This is a genomic window from Bradyrhizobium sp. 26S5, assembly GCF_036923295.1.
GTDB classification, from domain to species: Bacteria; Pseudomonadota; Alphaproteobacteria; order Rhizobiales; family Xanthobacteraceae; genus Bradyrhizobium; species Bradyrhizobium septentrionale.
This window is the reverse complement of record NZ_CP145948.1, coordinates 6360624-6379596: the sequence shown is the minus strand read 5'-3', so window position 1 is coordinate 6379596 and position 18973 is coordinate 6360624. Positions and strand designations below refer to the sequence as shown.

At 64.0% G+C, this 18973-nt stretch carries 15 protein-coding genes and 1 pseudogene; 11 read left to right on the top strand and 5 right to left on the bottom strand.

What is annotated here, in order from left to right; all coding sequences use genetic code 11:
- The first annotated feature begins 60 nt into the window (after positions 1-60).
- Positions 61-726 (top strand): DsbA family oxidoreductase, encoded by a 666-nt coding sequence (locus tag V5279_RS30060; RefSeq protein ID WP_338690818.1) that lies wholly within the window; start codon positions 61-63, stop codon positions 724-726.
- Positions 727-827: 101 nt separating this feature from the next.
- On the top strand, positions 828-1466 hold the full coding sequence (locus V5279_RS30055) for an NIPSNAP family protein (RefSeq protein ID WP_338690816.1): 639 nt from the start codon (positions 828-830) through the stop codon (positions 1464-1466).
- Positions 1467-1606: 140 nt separating this feature from the next.
- On the opposite strand, the pseudogene V5279_RS30050 reads toward V5279_RS30055, so the two are convergent.
- Positions 1607-2382, bottom strand: a pseudogene (locus tag V5279_RS30050) (IS5 family transposase).
- A gap of 207 nt (positions 2383-2589) precedes the next feature.
- Positions 2590-3897 (bottom strand): glycosyltransferase family 4 protein, encoded by a 1308-nt coding sequence (locus V5279_RS30045; protein ID WP_338690814.1) that lies wholly within the window; start codon positions 3895-3897, stop codon positions 2590-2592.
- A 1044-nt stretch (positions 3898-4941) separates the two neighbouring features.
- Between V5279_RS30045 and V5279_RS30040 the strand changes: the two genes are divergently transcribed.
- The 5 genes from V5279_RS30040 to V5279_RS30020 all read left to right on the top strand — a co-directional run bounded on the left by V5279_RS30040 (position 4942) and on the right by V5279_RS30020 (position 12041).
- Positions 4942-6066, top strand: a complete 1125-nt coding sequence (locus V5279_RS30040) for a calcium-binding protein (protein ID WP_338690812.1) — start codon at positions 4942-4944, stop codon at positions 6064-6066.
- 257 nt (positions 6067-6323) lie between these two features.
- The gene (locus tag V5279_RS30035; protein ID WP_224496859.1) at positions 6324-7061 is read left to right on the top strand and encodes a hypothetical protein; all 738 of its coding nucleotides are present in this window, start codon (positions 6324-6326) and stop codon (positions 7059-7061) included.
- Between the two features lie 30 nt (positions 7062-7091).
- Positions 7092-8423, top strand: a complete 1332-nt coding sequence (locus V5279_RS30030) for a glycosyltransferase (RefSeq protein ID WP_166298182.1) — start codon at positions 7092-7094, stop codon at positions 8421-8423.
- Complete coding sequence (locus V5279_RS30025) at positions 8395-10572, top strand: type I secretion system permease/ATPase (RefSeq protein WP_338690804.1); 2178 nt, start codon at positions 8395-8397, stop codon at positions 10570-10572. Before V5279_RS30030 ends, V5279_RS30025 begins: the two co-directional genes overlap by 29 nt.
- Entirely contained in the window at positions 10572-12041 is a 1470-nt protein-coding gene (locus V5279_RS30020) for an HlyD family type I secretion periplasmic adaptor subunit (protein ID WP_166298180.1), read from the top strand. The genes V5279_RS30025 and V5279_RS30020 overlap by 1 nt, the downstream gene beginning before the upstream one ends.
- A 66-nt stretch (positions 12042-12107) precedes the next feature.
- On the opposite strand, the gene V5279_RS30015 is transcribed toward V5279_RS30020, so the two are convergent.
- Together V5279_RS30015 and V5279_RS30010 are read right to left on the bottom strand one after the other, a co-directional pair.
- Positions 12108-13292, bottom strand: a complete 1185-nt coding sequence (locus V5279_RS30015) for a GNAT family N-acetyltransferase (RefSeq protein WP_338690801.1) — start codon at positions 13290-13292, stop codon at positions 12108-12110.
- Positions 13293-13435: 143 nt separating this feature from the next.
- The gene (locus V5279_RS30010; RefSeq protein ID WP_338690799.1) at positions 13436-13867 is read right to left on the bottom strand and encodes a hypothetical protein; all 432 of its coding nucleotides are present in this window, start codon (positions 13865-13867) and stop codon (positions 13436-13438) included.
- 181 nt (positions 13868-14048) lie between these two features.
- On the opposite strand from V5279_RS30010, the gene V5279_RS30005 reads away from it, so the two are divergent.
- The 4 genes from V5279_RS30005 (at position 14049) to V5279_RS29990 (ending at position 18423) form a co-directional block, all read left to right on the top strand.
- Positions 14049-14279: a hypothetical protein gene (locus V5279_RS30005; RefSeq protein WP_166207121.1), complete on the top strand. Its 231-nt coding sequence runs from the start codon at positions 14049-14051 to the stop codon at positions 14277-14279.
- Positions 14280-14393: 114 nt separating this feature from the next.
- Positions 14394-15833, top strand: coding sequence for a caspase family protein (locus V5279_RS30000; RefSeq protein WP_338690797.1), 1440 nt, complete (start codon positions 14394-14396; stop codon positions 15831-15833).
- 72 nt (positions 15834-15905) lie between these two features.
- Positions 15906-17930 (top strand): pyrroloquinoline quinone-dependent dehydrogenase, encoded by a 2025-nt coding sequence (locus tag V5279_RS29995; protein ID WP_338690795.1) that lies wholly within the window; start codon positions 15906-15908, stop codon positions 17928-17930.
- A 199-nt stretch (positions 17931-18129) separates the two neighbouring features.
- The gene (locus V5279_RS29990) at positions 18130-18423 is read left to right on the top strand and encodes an HdeA/HdeB family chaperone (RefSeq protein ID WP_166298175.1); all 294 of its coding nucleotides are present in this window, start codon (positions 18130-18132) and stop codon (positions 18421-18423) included.
- Between the two features lie 85 nt (positions 18424-18508).
- Here V5279_RS29990 and V5279_RS29985 read toward each other — a convergent pair whose 3' ends face one another.
- A complete protein-coding gene (locus V5279_RS29985) occupies positions 18509-18970 on the bottom strand; it encodes a PaaI family thioesterase (RefSeq protein WP_166207109.1) in 462 nt (153 codons plus the stop codon).
- Positions 18971-18973: the final 3 nt, after the last annotated feature.

The following is an 18973-nucleotide window of genomic DNA, read 5'->3' as shown; positions in this document are numbered from 1 at the left end:
GCTTGTCTCGGGGCACTTTCGGCCTACTTTTGGGGTTCCATCTCCGCCGGGAACCCCGCCATGAGCGATCTGAAGCCGCTTCGCCTCGATATCGTCTCCGACGTCGTTTGCCCCTGGTGCTATATCGGCAAACATCGCATCGAGGATGCGCTCAAGCTGGTGCCGGATGTGCCGGTCGAGGTGCACTGGCGGCCGTTCTTCCTCAACAATTGGGTGCCCCGCGAGGGCATCAGCCGCGACGAATACCTCACCGCCAAGTTCGGCTCGGTCGAGGCCTACAAGGGCATCGCCGGCCGCGTGGTCGCCGCCGCCAATGAGGAAGGGCTGACCTACCATCCCGAGCTCGTCAAGCGGCAGCCCAACACGATCGACTGCCACCGCCTGATCCACTGGGCCGAGGCCGAGGGCAAGGCGGCCGAGATGAAGCAGCGGCTGATGGAGCTCTATTTCCGCGATGGTGGCGATCTCACCGACACCAACGTGCTGGTGCAGGCGGCAGCCGATGTCGGGCTCGACGCCGACGACGTCCGCAAGCGCCTTGCCACCGACGAGGACACGGCCCTGGTCTCTGCGCAGGCCCAGGAGGCCGCCGAGAAGGGCATTTCCGGCGTGCCGACCTTCGTCTTCGCGCAGAAATACGCGGTATCAGGCGCCCAGCCGGCCGAGCAGCTCGCCCGCGCCATCCGGCAGGTCTCGGCCGAGATCAACGCACAGGCGGCCGAGTAGTCCCGCAATCCTCTTCGAAAGCCCGGTTCACGCCGGGCTTTTTCGTCTTGCCCATTTCATCTTGCCCACACGATCCATCGCAAACAATCAGGGAGACAACCATGATCTATGAGCTGCGCATCTACACGGTACGTCCAGGGACCGTCGGCGAGATGGTGAAGGCGGCGAGCACGATCTCGCGCGATATCCGCGGCGACAATTTCGGCAAGCTCGAGGGCTACTGGATCACCGAGATCGGTCCGCTCAATCAGGTCATGCACATGTGGAGCTACGCCGATCTCAACGAGCGGAGCCGGCTGCGCGCCGAGCTCGCGAAGAATCCGCGCTGGACCGGCGAGTATATTCCGGTGATCCGCCCGCTCTTGGTGCGCCAGGAGGTCCGGCTGCTGAATGCGATCATCCCGCCGGTGGCGCCGGCGACGACAGGCAACGTCTACGAATTCCGCAATTATCGCGCCAAGCCGCTCGGCGGCGTCAAGCAATGGCTCGATCTGATCACCGGCGTGCTGCCGGAGCGCGAAAAATACTCCAAGATCGTCGGCCTCTGGCACACCGATTCCGGGCAGCCCAACGAGGTCTGCCATATCTGGGCCTATCCCGATCTCAACGCCCGCGCCGCGGCGCGCGGCGGGGCGATGAAGGATCCGGCCTGGCTGGAATTCCTGAGCAAGGGCACGCTGCTGCTGGAAGAGATGCACTCGACCATCATGCTGCCGGCGCCGCACTCGCCCTTGCAGTGAGGGTGGCGATCATCCGCGGTCGTCCTGCCGGGCACGCAGGCAGAAGGCCCCACACGATGTTTCCATCGGATGAGGCCTTCCAAGCAAGGGCGCGCGCCGCCTGAGAAACAGCGCGCTGCAACGCTAGGTGGTGTTGACACTTATCGCATCCATAAGACGATGGCTGCGAGAGTGACGACGGCCAGGTAATTTCGGGCGGTCTTTTCGAAGCGGGTTGCAACGCGGCGGAACTGCTTGAGCTTTGAGAAGCAGCATTCGACGAGATGACGCTGGGCATAGAAATGCTTGTCGAGTGGATATTTGAGCGCGCGTGACGGGTTGTTGGGGATCACGGCGAGCGCGCCTTTGGCGGCGATGGCTTGGCGCAAGTGATCGGCGTCATAGGCCGTATCGGCCATGATGACCTCGGCGGATAAGCCTTCGATCAATGCGGCGGCTTGCGGTGCATCGCCCTTCTGACCTGCGGTAAGCTTGAACCGCACCGGACATCCCAAGCCTCGAACGGCCATATGTATCTTGGTGCTCAGGCCGCCGCGCGAGCGGCCGATCGCTTGATCTTCCGCTTGATCTTCAGACCCCCCTTTTTGGCGCCGGCGGCGTGCTGATGCGCCCGAACAATGGTGGAATCGACGATCAGATATTCGAAGTCCGGATCATCGGACATCGCCTCGAAGATCCGCCACCAAACACCCTTGATGCTCCATCGACTGAAGCGCCGGAACACGCTGTTCCAGTCCCCAAACACCTCCGGAAGATCGCGCCAGGGAGACCCCGTACGCACGATCCACAGCACACCTTCCACGAACATCCGGTTGTCGCGCCCGGTGGAGCCCTTCTGATCGGGGCGCCCTATGATCAGCGGCGCTATCCGCTCCCACGCCGCGTCGCTCAATACCAAACGGTCCATCACACCCAAGGCGGCCTCCCCAAAAGCAGCCTTGAATCTGATTTGCTCCTAAAAGGGAATCCTTAGAGTCCACACCACCTAGTCGGGCCAGCTGACACCAACCTGACAGCGGGAGGCAATTGTTTCCCGGTGTGTCCGGATGGCTAGGAAAGGGTAAACCGTTCGCGGCGACGAGTGGGCTACCGCGGTGCGCCATTGCTCGAGCCAGCCGCCGGATCACGGTCTGCTCGCGGAAGGCGTCGCTTTCGGTTTTGACTGCAGGGTGAGGACGCCGCATTTGGTCAGAACCATCACCGTTCGTTCCACGGATTCACCGGGTACGTTGGGCATGTGCCGGATCAGGTCCGACATCGACAACGACGGGCCATGCTTTTCAAAGGCGCCGACGATCTCGTCCACAACCTGCGGCCTAGCAACTACCTGAGCGGCCCGCGCGATACTTTCGGCGGAAAGCCTGCGTTGCACTTCCTTGCGGTCCACGCCTTCGCCCAGCGCGAATACGCATGCGCCGTCGAGCGTTCGCGTCGGATAGGAGTTGAACATCGTGAACGGATTGAGCCGGTCCGGCCGGATTGCTCCTGCCGGCACGGTGCCTTCGACCTTGCTTCGCCTGCGCGCTCCAAGTTCGGTCCAAAGCTGTGCATACAGCTTCATGATCTGCGACCAGTCATAGTGATCGCGCGCGCGCTTCTGCCCCGCTGCCCCCATCTGCCGCCGCAGGTCGGGATTGCCAAACAGCGTGGAATAGGCGGTCGCGGCGGCGGGGATGTCGACCGCGATCAACTGGCTCGCGAGGGCGGTATAGGTGTCGTAATTGTCGAAGCCGAAGTCTGCCCGCTCGACGAGGAACTCGGCCGAACCTGGCGGCAAAGTGAGGGTTGGCACCCGGAAGCCGTCGGTGCCGTGACGAATGGTCTCCTTGTAGCCGTTCCAGTCCGACACCACGACCGGCAGGCCAGAGGCCATCGCCTCGACCGGCGTGAGGCCGAACGTCTCCTGAAAATTGTCGGCGAGCGAGGTGAAGATGTCGGCCGCCGCCCATGCGGCCTTCAGATCCTTGGCCTTGCGCCCGTCGACGAAGATGCGCCGCAGAGACGGGCCAAATTGGGCGCACTCGCGGACATAGAGCTCCTCGGTGGCGTCGCGGCTGAACCAGCCGGCCAGCACCAGCACGACCTTATGTCCCTTGCTGGCCTGTTCCGCCGCCAGCAGCATGGGAACGTGGTGGGCCTTGGCATGGAAAGACAGCCGTCCGACGTAAAGCAGGACGATCTCATCGTCGTCGATTCCCAACATCTGCCTGGCGCGTTGCCGTTCGCCTTCGCGAAAGGTGAAGTCGGCGCAGTTGACCCCGAGCGGGATCACCGGAAGCTGCGGTATCGGCATTCGGCGCGCGCCCAGCCTCGCCTTCAGGAATGCGGCCTGCGCCTTAAGCAACTGGTCGACGCTCTTGTGCACTGCAAGCGAGGTGCAAATAACCGCATCCCAATGCTCGAGCGGACTGAGCGGCATCGACGACAGCATCCCCATCGCAACATGGGTCATCGTCGTGTGCGTGATGCCGCACAGGCTATAGGCGCGAGGCGAATGCCGCGCCCGCCGCCAGGCGTACGGGCCGAGGCCGGGGTCGGGTAGATACAGCAGCCCTGGTTCGCCAAGACGTCGATGCGCCGGCGGCGGCAGCCATTCGATGGTGGTGGTATCCGATCCGGAACGCCTTATATCGGTCGCGAACTGATCGACGAATTCCCGCTTTGGCGTGTAGCAGAACAGCCGTTCCGGTTTCTCGCGCGCCAGCGCCTTGAGAAATCCCGCTCCAGCAGCCTGACGTCCCATGATGCGCTTGTCGCCAAGCGAGTAGGCTTCGGGGAGATAGAAAATCGCGGCTGGGGGAAACGACATCGGAGCATCCAAAATCAACAATACCGGAGATTGATAGCAGGTGGGGCGGTTGCAGTGGAACCTGATTTCTTTTTTCAGTCTCCTTGAACCTGCAACCTGAGGGCGATAGCGTGCCCGCCGAACGCCGTGTTAGCGTAACGGTGTATTTGAGAGGTTCGGCCCCCGTGGCCGGCATCGTTTGGGTTGGCTTCGATTTGTGGCCGCCCTCGCTTTTTTTAGCGGCTCGACGAAGAGCCTGCATATTGACGGAGATGTTTCATGGTCGGCCGCGACACGGCAGTTTGTTGATCAGCGCAAATGTGAGCGCGACCACAGTGCCCGGCGGCGAATTCCCCTATTGTTAGTCGGCGAGGCGGGGTCCGGGACCCTTCTTCCGAGCCTCTTTTGGTGTTTTGAGCCGGGGCAGGCGGCCTCGCAACTCCGGCTTCTGGTGCCAAGCGCCGGTCGCCTATCTCTACGGCGGGCCTTGGAAATTAAAGCAGGTGATTTTCGATTGCATTGAACCTTGCAACCATCGCCGATACCAAAACAGTTGGATGCTAGGTTAACGCCTTGTTTGAAGACCGGCCTTTCGAGGCCATTTCGTCCCCCGGCGGTTCCCCATATTTGGCCGCCTCTAAGTTTTTGGCCGGCTCGACGAAGAGCCAATATTGACGGAGATATTCCATGCCCGTGTTTTACGGCGACAGCACCGACAACAGCGTTACCCCCGCAGCCAACTTCGATTCACTCTATGGCGGCCAGGGCAACGACACGCTGGGAAGCAGCATCGTCGGTTTCGACTACTGGGAGGGCGGCCAGGGCAACGACTATATCTATGCCCTCTGGTCCAGCACGGCCTACGGCAATTTCTACGGCGGCGACGGCAACGATTTCATCCAGGGTGGCAATACCGCCGTTAGCCAGTTCGAGTATGGCGGCAGCGGCGACGATTACATCCAGGAAGATTCGAGCGGTCTGACCACGCAGCTCCACATCATCGATGGCGGTGCTGGCCGCGACCGCTTGGATGGCTCAAACGGCAACGACACGATCTACGGTGGCGACGGTAGCGACAGCGGCGCCGCCATCACTGGCGCTTTCGGTTCCGTGACGCCGGGTCTGTACGGCGGCCTCGGCAACGATGTCCTTGCGGGCGGCGGCGGCGATGACCTCCTGTTCGGCGGTGACGGCAACGATTTGATGTATGGCGGCACCGGCAACGATACGTCGTATGGCGGCAACGGCAACGACACCATCACCGGAGATGCCGGCACCGATCTGCTCGAAGGCGACGCCGGCGACGACTGGCTCTACATGAGCAGTGGCAACCTCAGCAATGCCTACGGCGGAACGGGCAACGACGTCATCATCGCCACCCAGGGCTCGGCGGTCGAGAATGGCGACGACGGCAACGACGTCATGTACGGCGACCAGGGCAACGACTATCTCTACGGCGGCAACGGCGACGACACCATGTACGGCGGTGCCGGCGTTGACGTTCTGCTCGGCGGCGCCGGCAACGACTATTTCGATGGCGGCACCGGCGTGAACTACTATTTCGGCGGCGGCGGCAACAATACGTTCGTCTCCAACGACGTGCCGGGCGTCGAGGTGGTTCAGGACTTCAACGCAGCCACGGATACCGTGCAGCTGAATGGCACCGGCTTCAGTTCGTTCGCTGACGTGCTGTCGCACTCCTACCAGAACGGTGCCTACTTCGTCGTCCAGGTCGATGGCGACACTGCGGTCTGGCTGAACGGCGCTTCCGCAGCCACGGTCACGGCGGCGAATTTCTCGATTGTCAGTTAACGAGTGGGGCCCGGGAGCTTTCTCCCGGGCCCCCTTTCGCCGCTGCCAATCCGGACTGGATGGTTCAAAACCCCCAGTTTCCCAGATCGAAAGCGCCCGTCCGCTTTGACTGCGGTCGGGCGCGGAGCGTTTCAAATTGGTTAGCCCGTGGTTTTGCGGGATCTCGACGCGACGAAGTTGGAAGTGCATGAACCGGCCGAAGCAACTATGATGGCCGGTATGAGGTTAGGGGAATGTTTGATTTCTTGAAGCGAAAGGTGTCTCTCAACAGGGCCGTCGAGGTTGGTTGGACGCTTGACACCAACAAGGCCACCTTCATGTGGGAGGCCCCGAGCCGGCTCAGCCGGGAAGAGAAGCGCACCGCGCACGCCAAGGCCGTGACATACTGCCCCGCCGTGATCGATCACGAAGCGCGCATCTTCCAGGTCAACTGCCCGGTCGACATTCAGCTTCGGATCGCGATCGATCCGAAAACCAACGAGCCAAAGCTCAGCAGCACGGCCGGTGACATGTCCTCGATCCGGCCGAAGGCACTCGCGGAACTGGTCAAGCTCAACTCCCCCAAGGAATGGCGTCATCCGAAGCGGCCAATTCTGCAAATTGGGAGCCCGTACGTCTTCCTGGCCGACGAACTCGTATACATGATGCAGTTACCGGCCTTCAATCACTACTACACGACGCCGTTGCCGGGCGTGATGATCGGCGGCCGGCTGCCGATTCATATCTGGCCGCGCCCGATGATGTGGGCCTTCGAATGGCATGACATCAGCAAGGAGCTGGTGCTGAAGCGCGGCGATCCCTGGTTCTACGTTCGCTTCGAATTCCAGGATCCAACCCGGCCGGTCCGCATGGTCGAGGCGGATATGACGCCGCAGCTGCGAGAATACATGCAGGGCGTGTCGGCGGTGACCAACTACGTCAGCCGGACCTATTCATTGTTCGAAACCGCCAAATCGCGACGGCCGAAAACCTTGCTTGTCGAGAAACAGCGCTAGGAAAGCACCTCAACCCGAACCCCGATTGTCATGCGCATTCTTTTCATCCACCAGAATTTTCCAGCGCAATTCAGGCACATTGCTCAGCTCCTGAAGCGCTCCGGCGACCAGGTCCTGGCGCTTTGCGACAGTCGCAACACCAGGCCGGAAATCGTGCCGGTCCGGCGCTACCGTTTCAATGACGCGAATGTCGGCAAACCCTCGCCGCTGGCGGCTTCCTTCTCGCAGCACGTGGTGCGGGCGCGGCATGCCGCCGATGAGATGCTGAAGTTGCGAGAGCAGGGGTTCGTGCCCGATCTGGTTTTCGGCCATGTCGGCTGGGGCGAAACGCTGGCGGTGCGCGATGTCTGGCCGTCTGCAAGGCTCGCCGTCCATGCCGAGTTCTACTATTCGGCCGACGGGGCGAATATCGGTTTCGATCCCGAGTTTCACTCGACATTGTCATTCAACGAGCGCTTTGCCGCGCGCTTGAACAATGCGCCGATCCTGCTCGCGATGACGGACGCCGACGCCGCGGTCGCTCCGACGCAATGGCAAAAGATGCGGTACCCCTCGCATCTGCAATCCAAGATCCAGGTGCTGCACGAGGGCATCGACACCGACATGGTGGCGCCCGATCCGGCGGCGACCTTTGTCCTGCCGAACGGCCGGTCGCTCGGCCCGCAGGACGAAGTCATCACCTTCGTCAACCGCAATCTCGAGCCCTATCGGGGCTATCATATCTTCATGCGATCGCTGCCGGCGATCCTCGAAGAGCGGAAAAACGCCCAGGTCGTGATCGTCGGAGGCGACGGCGCCTCGTATGGACCGAAGCCGAGGGACGGCCGCAGCTGGAAGAACATCTTCCTGGAAGAGGTACAGGATTCGCTGCCGCTCGATCGGGTGCATTTTGTCGGATCGATACCGTACGACAGGTTCGTTGCGCTGATGCAGATATCGAGCGCGCACCTGTATTTGACCTATCCGTTCGTGCTGTCCTGGTCGATGCTGGAGGCGATGAGCGCCGGCGCGCTGGTGATCGCCTCGAAGACGGCGCCGGTGGAAGAGGTGATTGTCGATGGTGAGAACGGTCTGCTGGTCAATTTCTTCGATTCAGAAAGGCTGGCCGAACTCACGATCGAGGCGCTGGCCGCGCCGTCGCAGTTCCGGAGCCTGCGGGAGGCCGCGCGCCGCACGATCGTCGATCGGTACGACCTGAAACGGCGCTGCCTGCCGGAATGGGCGGAGTTTGTCCGGCAGTTCGATCCGGCCAGACGCGGCAAACCGGCAAAGGACGGCGTCGGGCGCGTCCTCGGTGTTGAGAGCGGTTTTGCGGTTGTAGCAAGGGATAGTCATGACGTTGCAATCAGCAATCCGCGATAACGACGACGCTCCGGCGTCGGTCGAGAAGGTCGATACCGGCCTGTATTCCGTGGCCTTGGTGGCGGGCTATTTCCGCATCGCCGCCGATCCCCGGCAACTCGGCCACGAGCTGGGACTGGCCGGACGGCTCGCTGAGTCCGCGGACCTCGTTGCGGCCGCAAAGCGCCTGGAGCTGAAGGCGCGCTGGATCGCCAATGCCACGGTGAAGCGCCTCACCAGCTGTCCCTTGCCGGCCGTCATCGGGCTCAAGGAAGGCGGCTTCCTGGTGCTCGCGCCAGGCGGCAAGGCCGGCCAGTTCCGTCTCGCCGATCCGGTGCGCCGCAGCAGCGCCGAGGTCGATCTCGAGCAGTTGGCCCAGCAATGGGACGGCAACATCGTCCTGATCACGCGGCGCGCCGGCGGCGCCGGCGTCAATCCGAAGACGTTCGGCTTCAGCTGGTTCCTCCCGTCGATCTGGCGCTACCGGCGCGTGCTCTCGCACGTCTTGCTGGCATCGTTCTTCGTGCAGATCTTCGGCCTGATCACTCCACTGTTCTTCCAGCTTGTGGTCGACAAGGTGCTCGTTCACAAAGCCATGTCGACACTGATCGTGCTGGTCGTCGGGATGGTGTCGCTCGGCCTGTTCGAGGCGACGCTGCAATATCTGCGGACCTATGCCTTGAGCCACACCACCAACCGCATCGATGTCGAGCTCGGGCGGCGGCTTTTCCATCATCTGTTCCGGCTTCCGATCGCCTATTTCGAGACCCGCGCAACCGGCCAGACGATCGCGCGCGTGCGCGAGCTCGAGACCATCAGGAACTTCCTGACCGGCCAGGGACTGACGTCGCTTCTCGACTTGTTCTTCACCTTCGTCTTTGTCGGCGTTCTGTTCCTCTATTCGGTGCCCCTGACGCTCGTGGTGCTGGCGACGCTGCCGCTCTACGTGCTGATCGCGGGCCTGATCCGTCCGTTCCTGCGCGAGAAGATCCGGGAAAAATTCAATCGCGGCGCACGCAGCCAGCAATTCCTGGTCGAGTCGATCGTCGGCGCCCTCACGCTCAAGGCGGCGAGCGTCGAGCCGATCATGCAGGCGGAGTGGGAGGACCGGCTGGCCGCCTATGTCCGCACCTCCTTCGAAGCGTCGATGCTGGGCTCACTCGGGCAGAACCTGATCCAGTATGTCGGCAGGCTCACCACGGCGATGATCCTGCTGTTCGGGGCGCAAGCGGTGATCGCGGGGATGATGACCGTCGGCGAACTGATCGCCTTCAACATGATCTCGAGCCAGGTGCTGCAGCCGATCCTGCGGCTGTCGCAGCTGTGGCAGGATCTGCAGCAGGTCCAGGTGTCGGTCGAGCGCCTCGGCGACATCCTCAACACGCCGGTCGAGCCGATCCCGGCGAGCCTGCCGACCCTGCCGCCGCCGAAAGGCGATATCGAGTTGCGCGACGTGTCGTTCCGCTATCAGCCGGGCCGTCCAGAGGTTCTCCGCAACATCTCGCTCAGGATCAAGGCTGGCGAGGTGATCGGGATCGTCGGGCCTTCGGGCTCGGGCAAGTCGACCCTGACCAAGCTGATCCAGCGGCTGTATTTGCCGGAGCGCGGTCAGGTCTTGCTTGACGGCGTGGACGTGGCGCAGCTCGACCCAAGCTGGCTGCGCCGGCAGATCGGTGTCGTGCTGCAGGAAAACCTGCTGTTCAACCGCACCATCCACGAGAATATCGCGTTGGCGAATCCGGCGATGACGCGGGCGCAGGTGATGCACGTCGCGCGTCTGGGCGGCGCGGACGAGTTCATCGGGGCGCTGCCGCAGGGCTACGACACGATGATCGAGGAGCGCGGCAGCAACCTGTCGGGCGGGCAGCGTCAACGCATCGCCATCGCCCGGGCGCTGGCGACCAACCCGCGGATCCTGATCCTCGACGAGGCGACCAGCGCGCTCGACTACGAAAGCGAGCGCATCATTCAGAACAACATGCGCGCCATCACCAAGGGACGCACCGTCATCATCATCGCGCACCGGCTCGCCGCGGTGCGGCCATGCAGCCGGATCATCGGCATGTCGGACGCCAGGATCGTCGAACAGGGAAATCACGACCAACTGATCGCAAACAGCGGCAGCCTCTACGGCCGTCTGTGGTCGATGCAGAATGATTGGACAAAGTGATGGGCAAGGAAGTCACACCGGCTCGCCAAGTTCTTTTTCCATTCAAGTCGGACGTTCGCGGCGCCGACCGCGAGTTCCTGCCGTCCGCGCTGGAGATCCTGGAAACCCCCGCGTCGCCGGTCAAGGTGGCGCTGATGCTCACGATCTGCGCCTTCGTGGCGGCCGCGCTCGCCTGGTCGGTGTTCGGCAGGCTGGACGTGCATGCGGTGGCGCTCGGCAAGATTGTTCCTTCCGGACAAACCAAGTTCATTCAGCCCTTTGATCCGGGCACGGTGGTTTCGTTGTCGGTGACCAACGGAATGCGCGTCGAGGCCGGACAGGAATTGATGGCATTTGATGCCGCCGAGGCCGAGGCCGAGGCGAGGCGGCAAAGCGAGGCGGCGAGTGCGCTTCGCGCGGAGGTCGCCCGCCGCAAGGTGGCGATCGATCAGGCGAAGGCCTGGCCAGTCAAGCCGCTGTTCCCGGTGGCGGACGTCGAATGGCAGGATGACGTGCCGCCTGCGTTCCGCAGCCGCGAAAATCGTGTGCTGGCGGCAGATCTTTCCCAGCTCGCCGAGACCATCGGGACGCTGGAGAAGCAGATCGCGCAGAAGCACGCGACCCGCGAACGCCTCAACATGAGCATCGCCTATCAGACCGAGCTGATCAAAACGCTGCAGGACCGCGTGGCGGTTCGAGAGGCATCGCTCAAGCTCGAGGTCGGCACCAAGATCAATCTGTTCGATGCGCTGGAGTCGCTGGACAAGTCACGCTCGTCGCTTGCCAGCGACAAGGGCCAGCTGCTCGAGACCGAGGCTGCGATCGTCGAGCTGCGCGGCGAGAAGGACAAGGATCTCGCGACATTCATCGCCGACAACAGCACGAAGCTTGCCGATGCCGAGAAAAAGCTCGACGACGCCGTGCAGCAATATGCCAAGGCCAGTACCAAGCTGGCCCGCACCAAGCTGCTTGCTCCGACCTCCGGAACCGTGCAGGCGCTTGCCGTCACGACGCTTGGCCAGGTCGTCACGACCGGCCAACAGCTTCTGACCATCGTGCCGGATGGCGGGCGGCTGCAGGCTGAGGTCTATGTGTCGAACACCGATATCGGCTTCATCAAGGTCGGCCAGGACGTTGTGGTCAAGGTCGACACGTTCCCGTTCACCCGGTTCGGCTCGCTGCATGGCAAGGTCATCAACGTCGCCAACGATGCGATCGACGAGCAGACGGCGCGGCGTCAGCAGGCCAACCCCACCAGCACCGTGAATGCGATGGCCAACACGCCGGGCGCTCCCGGGCAACCGCAGAATTTTGTGTTCCTCGTCACGGTGGCGCTGGAGGAATCGGCGATGAAGATCGATAACGTGATCATACCGCTCACCCCGGGCATGACCCTCACCGCGGAAGTCAAGACCGACGACCGCCGCATCATCAGCTATCTGCTGTCGCCGCTCACCAAGGTCGCCTCCGAGGCATTCAGGGAACGCTGAGCGCCTCGCTCCGAGGCCGTCGCGCGCAATCTTTCGAATCCGCGGGCTGGTGCAAGCGACGTCGCGCTATCCGGGCGTTGCGCGCCGTTGGCGGATCCACCTGACAGCGTCACGCGCGGCTTCGTAGCCGCGCCTGTGGATGTTCAGCGCGCCGTGAATGGCCGGTAGCAGCGGATCGTGGCGTCGCAGCGGGAGCAGCACGTCGCCGATTGCGAAGCGGCCGCGCCAGATCGGATCGATCATGGGGTGGCCGGGAGCTGCGGTGGAATCGGCCGAATTGATCGCGGGATCGGCGCAGAGGTGCCGCGTCAGCTCCAGCGTCAATTGCGCGCCGGGCGAATGCTTCGCAAAGCGCTCGTCGATGCCGATCTTGAAGAAGAAGGCGCGGTCCTGGTGGCGCACCACGATGCCGCCTGCGACCGGCGTCGCGCCCGCGTATAGCGTGAGGATCTCGCAGCGGCCGGCTTCGGCCATTGCCGACGTCGCGCGGCGGATGAAGGCCTCATCGCCGGCATGCTGGCTGAGCGCCGTGCCGCGCCGGCCCTTCCAGCCACCGGCTTCGAGGACAAGGAAGGTCTCGAGCGCGGTGGCAACTTCGCGTGGCGTGCGTGCGACGTCGAAGCGCACCGCGCCATGGTCGGCCAGGCGTTGACGCTGGCGGCGCAGCTCCTTCAGCTTCTTAGGCCCGAGCGCGTCACGTAGCAATTGGTCGGCATCGCGCGTCGCATCGAGCTGCGCGCGCTGATAGGCGGCGAGCAGGCGCGGCTGCAAACCGTCCCGCGCGAGCACCGCGCGGATCGCGGCCATGGCCGGGCCCTCCAGCGACATGGTGCGGAGGATCAGCGCATGCGCGCCCGCATTGCGCGCCTGCTGCAGCATCTTGCCGACCGCCTGCTCGGCGGCGTCGCGGTCGAGCAGCGGCGTGCACAGCGTGCCATAGGGCTCGGCGCCGACCAGCGCGGGCAGGGGAATGCGATAGATCCGCCGCATCGGAACGACCGGCAACAGCCCGATCAATTGCCCGGCATCGCCGGTGGCGCTGAGCAGCGACGCGCCGGTGCGACCGCGCGCGGAGGCATCGACCGCCAATTCCCAGTCGGGCTGGTAGTAGCCATTGGCCTCGATCGCGCGTTCGGCGAGGCCGCGCCATGCGCTGACCGGTGTGCCCGACAGCGGCGGCAGCACATGCCTCTCCGTGGCATCGTCATGCGATGCACGGCGGATCATTGCCTGGTCAGCAATATCGGCCACGTCCCTGTTTTCCCCGGTGCGCGAGCCTGATCGGCCTGCGTTCGTCAGGGAAACGCTAGCGGAAAGAAATGGAAAATGCCGTTGGGGCCATCAGGCAATTTGAGCGGTCATGTTAACCGCGCGTTCAGCATGCCGCGGGCGGCTCACGGCTTGGCATTTTGTTGCGCTTGCGCCGCAACGGAGCTGTCGACCGGCTCGTAATTCTCGGTCAGGCAGTTGTCGTCGGCCTCCACCTGCCGGCGATCGAAGATCGCGCCACCATTGATGAACACGCGATAGGTCCGCGTCCCGAGCGGCTTGCCGATCACCGATGTCAGTTCGGCCTGCACGCACGCTGTCCAGCCGGTGCCGCCGGGGTCGTGCAGCGGGGCGGAAACCCGCACATGGGTCGGCTGCGAGCCGGCGGTGAACACCGAATCCAGCTTGCTCGCGACCAGCCGTTTGACATCCGGAGGCGCCTCGAGCGGCGCCGGCTCGGTGGACTTGACCTTCAATATCTCAGGCCACACCGCGTGGCTGTCCGCCAGCCCGCAGCCACTCAACATCAGGGCGGCGCCGGCCAGCAGCGCCGCCACATGTACCTGTCCCTGTCCCATGGAGCTAATTTAATGTGCCGTCGCCCAGATTGCGCCCCCCTGGTGACGCTGAATTCGCGCCACGCGGCGCTTTGTCGATCAACAAATGTCGAGAGACAAGTTATGTTTGGGGTGGCGGTATTGCCGGATGTTTCTGCGGCCGCGGGGGAGAGAGACTGACATGAAAAGCTTCACGGTTGCTGCCGTCATTCTGGCGCTGGTCGCGACACCAACCCTGGCCCAAGGCCGGCGAGGGGGCGGGGGCGGCGACGCGAAGACCGAGCAGAAGCCAAAGGTCGACGAGAAGGCCTACAAGGCCGCGCTCGATCGGATCCCCGAGCCCAAGGAGAAATACGATCCCTGGGGCGTCACCAAGCCGGCCGCCGATCCGGCCAAGAAACCGAAACAGTAAGCGCTCGTCGGACCCCGCGACAGTTCTGCAGCGAACCGGCGTCGGTTGCCGCGTGGCTTGAACCTTGGTCTGACGGCTTTCGACCCATTTCCGACGTCACCGCCGGAGGCCGCCATGTTTCGCCGTTCGTTCCTCAGCCTGATCGTTCCGGCTGCGATCCTGCTCGGCACCGTGCCGGCATTGGCGGAAAACCGTCTGGCGCTGGTGATCGGGCAATCGGCCTACAAGTCCGTGCCGGCGCTGCCCAATCCAGCCAACGACGCCAGGGCCATGTCGCAGATGCTGACCGATGCCGGATTTGCGGTGACGGCGGCATCTGACCTGTCGCAGGACGAGATGCGGGCACGGATCAGCGACTTCGCCGGACAAGTGGCGGCGAAGGGCGCCGACACCGTGGCGCTGGTGTTCTATGCCGGGCATGGCCTGCAGATCGACGGCGAGAACTATCTGGTGCCGGTCGATGTCGATCCGAAGCGCGAGGCCGACATCCCGATCCAGGCGGTTCGCCTCAACGACATCCTGAACACGCTGACCTCGGTGCCGAGCCGGATGCGCATCGTGCTGCTCGATGCCTGCCGCAACAATCCTTTCCCGGAGCTCAGCAAGACCGCGGGGCACGGGCTTGCCATCGTAGATGCCAGGGTCGGCGCGCCCGGCACCTTCGTGTCGTTCTCGACGTCGCCGGGCGCGGAAGCCGAGGACGGCAGCGGCGCCAACAGCCCGTATACGACTGCGTTGCTGGCCTCGGCGAAGGAGCCGGGCATTTCGATCGAGGACACCTTCAAGCGCGTTCGCCTTGCGGTGTACAAGGCGACCGACGGCCGCCAGACACCATGGGACTCCTCCTCGCTCACCGACGACTTCCGCTTCATGGCAGGTTCGGCTGCGGCGTCGCCCGCGGCCACGCCGCAACCCGCCGCCGCCAAACGCACCGTCGACGAATGGAAACGCGAATTGCAGGGCAAGCCGATCGAGGCCGCAAACGAGTTGATCGTGGTTGACGGCACCGACGAATCCTATGAAGCCTTCGCCGCGGTCTTCGCTGCCACGCCGCGCGGCCTGCAGGCGCGCGACTGGCTCGACCGGCATCGCCGGATGGTGGCGTGGAATGACGCCATTCTCGCCAACACGGCGGCCGCCTATCGCGGCTTCCTCGCGCAATATCCTGACACCGACCTTACAGCCACCGCGCGCAAGATGATCGAACGGCTGCGCTATCGTCCCGATCTGACGCCGGCCGCTGCGGTCAGTGTGCCCGCGACCAATGTCGTGCTGGCGGCGCCGACCTGTCCCTGCAACGCCGCGCCGCCGCAGTTGCAGAAGGCCGACGCGCCGGCCAAGAAGCGCGTCGATCCCGATCCGCCGCGGCGCGCAGGCAAGCGCCCGCCGCGCGTCGTGGTCGAGGATGACGTCGTGGTGGTGCGCCGTCCGCCTCCTGCCGTGGTCTACGAGCCTGTCGGGCCGCCCGTTGGAATCGGAATCGGCATCGGCGGCGGTCGTGGTGGTGGTTATCGCGGCAATGATGGCGGCGGATATCACAGGGGTGGATACTGACGCGCCGATCGCGTAAAGGCTTTCCCCGCTTGAGATGCAGCGCCTGATGATCGCATCTCGCGGGAGGACGCAATGCGGTCGTTGTTTCGCCTGGTTGCCGCGGTGGTGCTGTGTACCCGGCCGGCGCTCGCCTGGGAATATTGGGGCGGTGACCGCGGCGGACAGCGCTTCTCGCCGCTGACCCAGATCACATCAGACAATGTCGGCACGCTGGTGCGCGGCTGGGAATTCCGCACCGGCGATCTCGACGCGCGCCCGCCCGAGGTCATGAAGCGGACCAAGTTCGAGGTGACGCCGCTGTTGGTCGAGGACAGCCTGATCCTCTGCACGCCGTTCAACGAGGTGATCGCGCTCGATCCCGGCACCGGTGCGCAGAAATGGCGGTTCGATCCGAAGATCAGCATGGCGCAGCGGCCTGCCAACCGCTTCGTCTGCCGCGGTGTCGCGCACTGGACGGATGATCGTGCGGCTGACGGCACGGCCTGCAAATCACGCATCTTCACCGGCACCAACGACACGCGCCTGATCGCGCTCGACGCCAGAACCGGCAAGCTTTGCGCCGATTTCGGCAACGGCGGCGAGATCAAGATCGATGCCGGGATGAAGCTCGCATGGCCCGGCGAGTTCCAGATCACGTCGGCGCCGGTGACGGGACGCGGGTTGGTCGTGGTCGGCTCCGCGATCGGCGACAACCGGCGGGTCGATGCGCCGCTCGGCGCGGTGCGGGCCTTTGATGCGCGGACCGGCCAGCCACGCTGGACGTTCGATCCGCTGGTGCATGACGCCGTCGAGGCCGGCCACAGCAATGTCTGGGCGCCGATGTCGGTGGACGAGGAGCGGGGCATGGTGTTCCTGCCGACGACCTCGCCCAGTCCCGATTTCTGGGGCGGCAAGCGCCCCGGCAATGACGAGCACGCCAATTCCGTCGTCGCGCTGCGGATTGAGACCGGCGAGCTGGTGTGGGCATTCCAGACCGTGCATCACGACGTCTGGGACTACGACCTGCCGGCCCAGCCGACATTGGCGCGGATCGACGCCGGTTCTGATATGCGCGATGTCGTGATCCAGCCGACCAAGCAGGGCTTTGTGTTCGTGCTCGATCGCGACACCGGCAAGCCGGTGTGGCCGGTCGAGGAGCGCGCGGTGCCGCAGAACGGCGCCGAGGGCGAGCAGCTGTCGCCGACGCAGCCGTTCCCGACCCATGTGCCGCCGCTGCTGACGCAGCGGATCACGGCCGATGATATCGCCGGCATGCTGCCGGGCGTCAGGAGCTCGGCTTGCGAGAAGCTGCTCGCGCAATCGCGCAATGAGGGGCTTTACACGCCGCCGTCGACGCAAGGCACGATCGTCTTTCCGATGACCGGCGGCGGCGTGAACTGGGGCAGCGCGGCGTTCGATCCGGTCAACCAGATCCTCTACGCCAATGTCAGCCATGCGGCGCACATCATCACCTTGATTCCGCGCGACCAGGCCAAGGGCTTCGATCCGCCGCCCGGCCATGATTTCGGCCAGCAGGAAGGGGCGCCGTTTGCGATGTCGCGGGCGCTGGCGAAGTCGGCGGTTGGATCGCCGTGCAACAAGCCGCCGTGGGGCGAGACGGTGGCGGTCGATCTCAAGGCCGGCAAGATTCTCTGGCATTCGTCGGTCGGCACCAGCGAAGATCTCGCGCCGCTCGGCATCGCGCTCGATACCGGCACGCCGCTGGTCAATGGCGTCGCGATCACCGCGGGCGGGCTCGTCTTCACCGGCGCGATGGATGCCTATCTGCGGGCGTTCGATGCCAGATCGGGCCGGCTATTGTGGCTCGGCCGGCTTCCGGTGCCAGGCGTCGCCAATCCGATGACCTATCTCTGGAAGGGCGATCAATATGTCGTCATCGGCGCCGGCGGCCATTCCGAAGCCGGCACATCGGTCGGCGACAGCGTGGTCGCGTTTCGCCTGCCGCGTCAGGGCGAGGGTGTTTCGCTTCTCGCGCGCTTGATTGATCGTCCCGGCGGACGATTTGCCGCGAAGGCATTCGCGACCGGCGCGGTGCTGATCGTGCTTGTCGGCTTGTTCTGGCGCTGGCGCAGGAGGCGTCGCGTCAAGGTCGTGTAGCTCGACTGCGCGTTCGCTGAGGCGTCACATGACAAATCGGCGACATGGATTCTCACTCCGTGCACCGAAACGACGTGCAGAACGATCTGCGCGATGCCATGCTTGCGTTCGCTGCAATGCTTCGCTTACGAGGTCGCGAGCGGATGCGCTGGGCTTCCGGCGACCTGTTCATTTCAGATCATTGCCCATGGAGATTGCGATGAAGTTCACTGCCTCGATCATGCTTGCCGCCTCGCTCGCCCTCTCGTCCGCGCCGGCCAAGGCCACCGTCCTCGATCTGTCGACCATGACCTGCAAGCAGTTCGTCGAAGGTGGCGACGATACCATCAAGATGGTGCTGATCTGGATGGACGGCTGGTACAAGGGCGATTCCGACGAGGCGATCATCGACACCGATGTATTCGTCGAGAACGCCAAGAAGTTCGGCACCTATTGCGGAAAGAATCCGACGATCAGCATCGTCAATGCCGCCGAGGCCGTTCTCGGCAAATGACGTTTCTCGTTTGAGCATAAACCCCGCGCAAACGCCTTGCGTTTGTCGCGAGGAAAAACCGCTTCGCACTTTTCCGGATTGTGCTCTATCCCGGCAGCATCGCGAATGCGCTCGACACCATCGCCACCGGCTTGTTGTCGGTGGCGGAGAGCAGCGTGACGCGGCCGAAGCTCATGGTGCGTCCGAGCCGGACCACACGGGCGTCGGCCAGCACATCGGACGCGGTCGCCGCGCGCATGAAATGCGTGGTCTGGTCGACCGTCGTCATCGGACGATAGCCCTTGTTGGCCGCGAGATTGGCGAGCACCATTGCTGTGTCGGCGAACGCCATCAGCGCCTGGCCGCAAACGATGCCGCCCTGGCGGCACAGCCGCTCGGAAAACGGCATGCGCAGGATGGCGCCGGGCTGCCAGTCGGCACCGCCACCGGCGGGCGGCGCAAAGTCGAACTGCTCGATCGACAGATTGAGGTCCTGCACCCATGGCGCAAAGACGTCGCCGAGCACGCGCCGCGCGTCGTCGATCCCGAATTCACCGGCCTGCTGCATGAC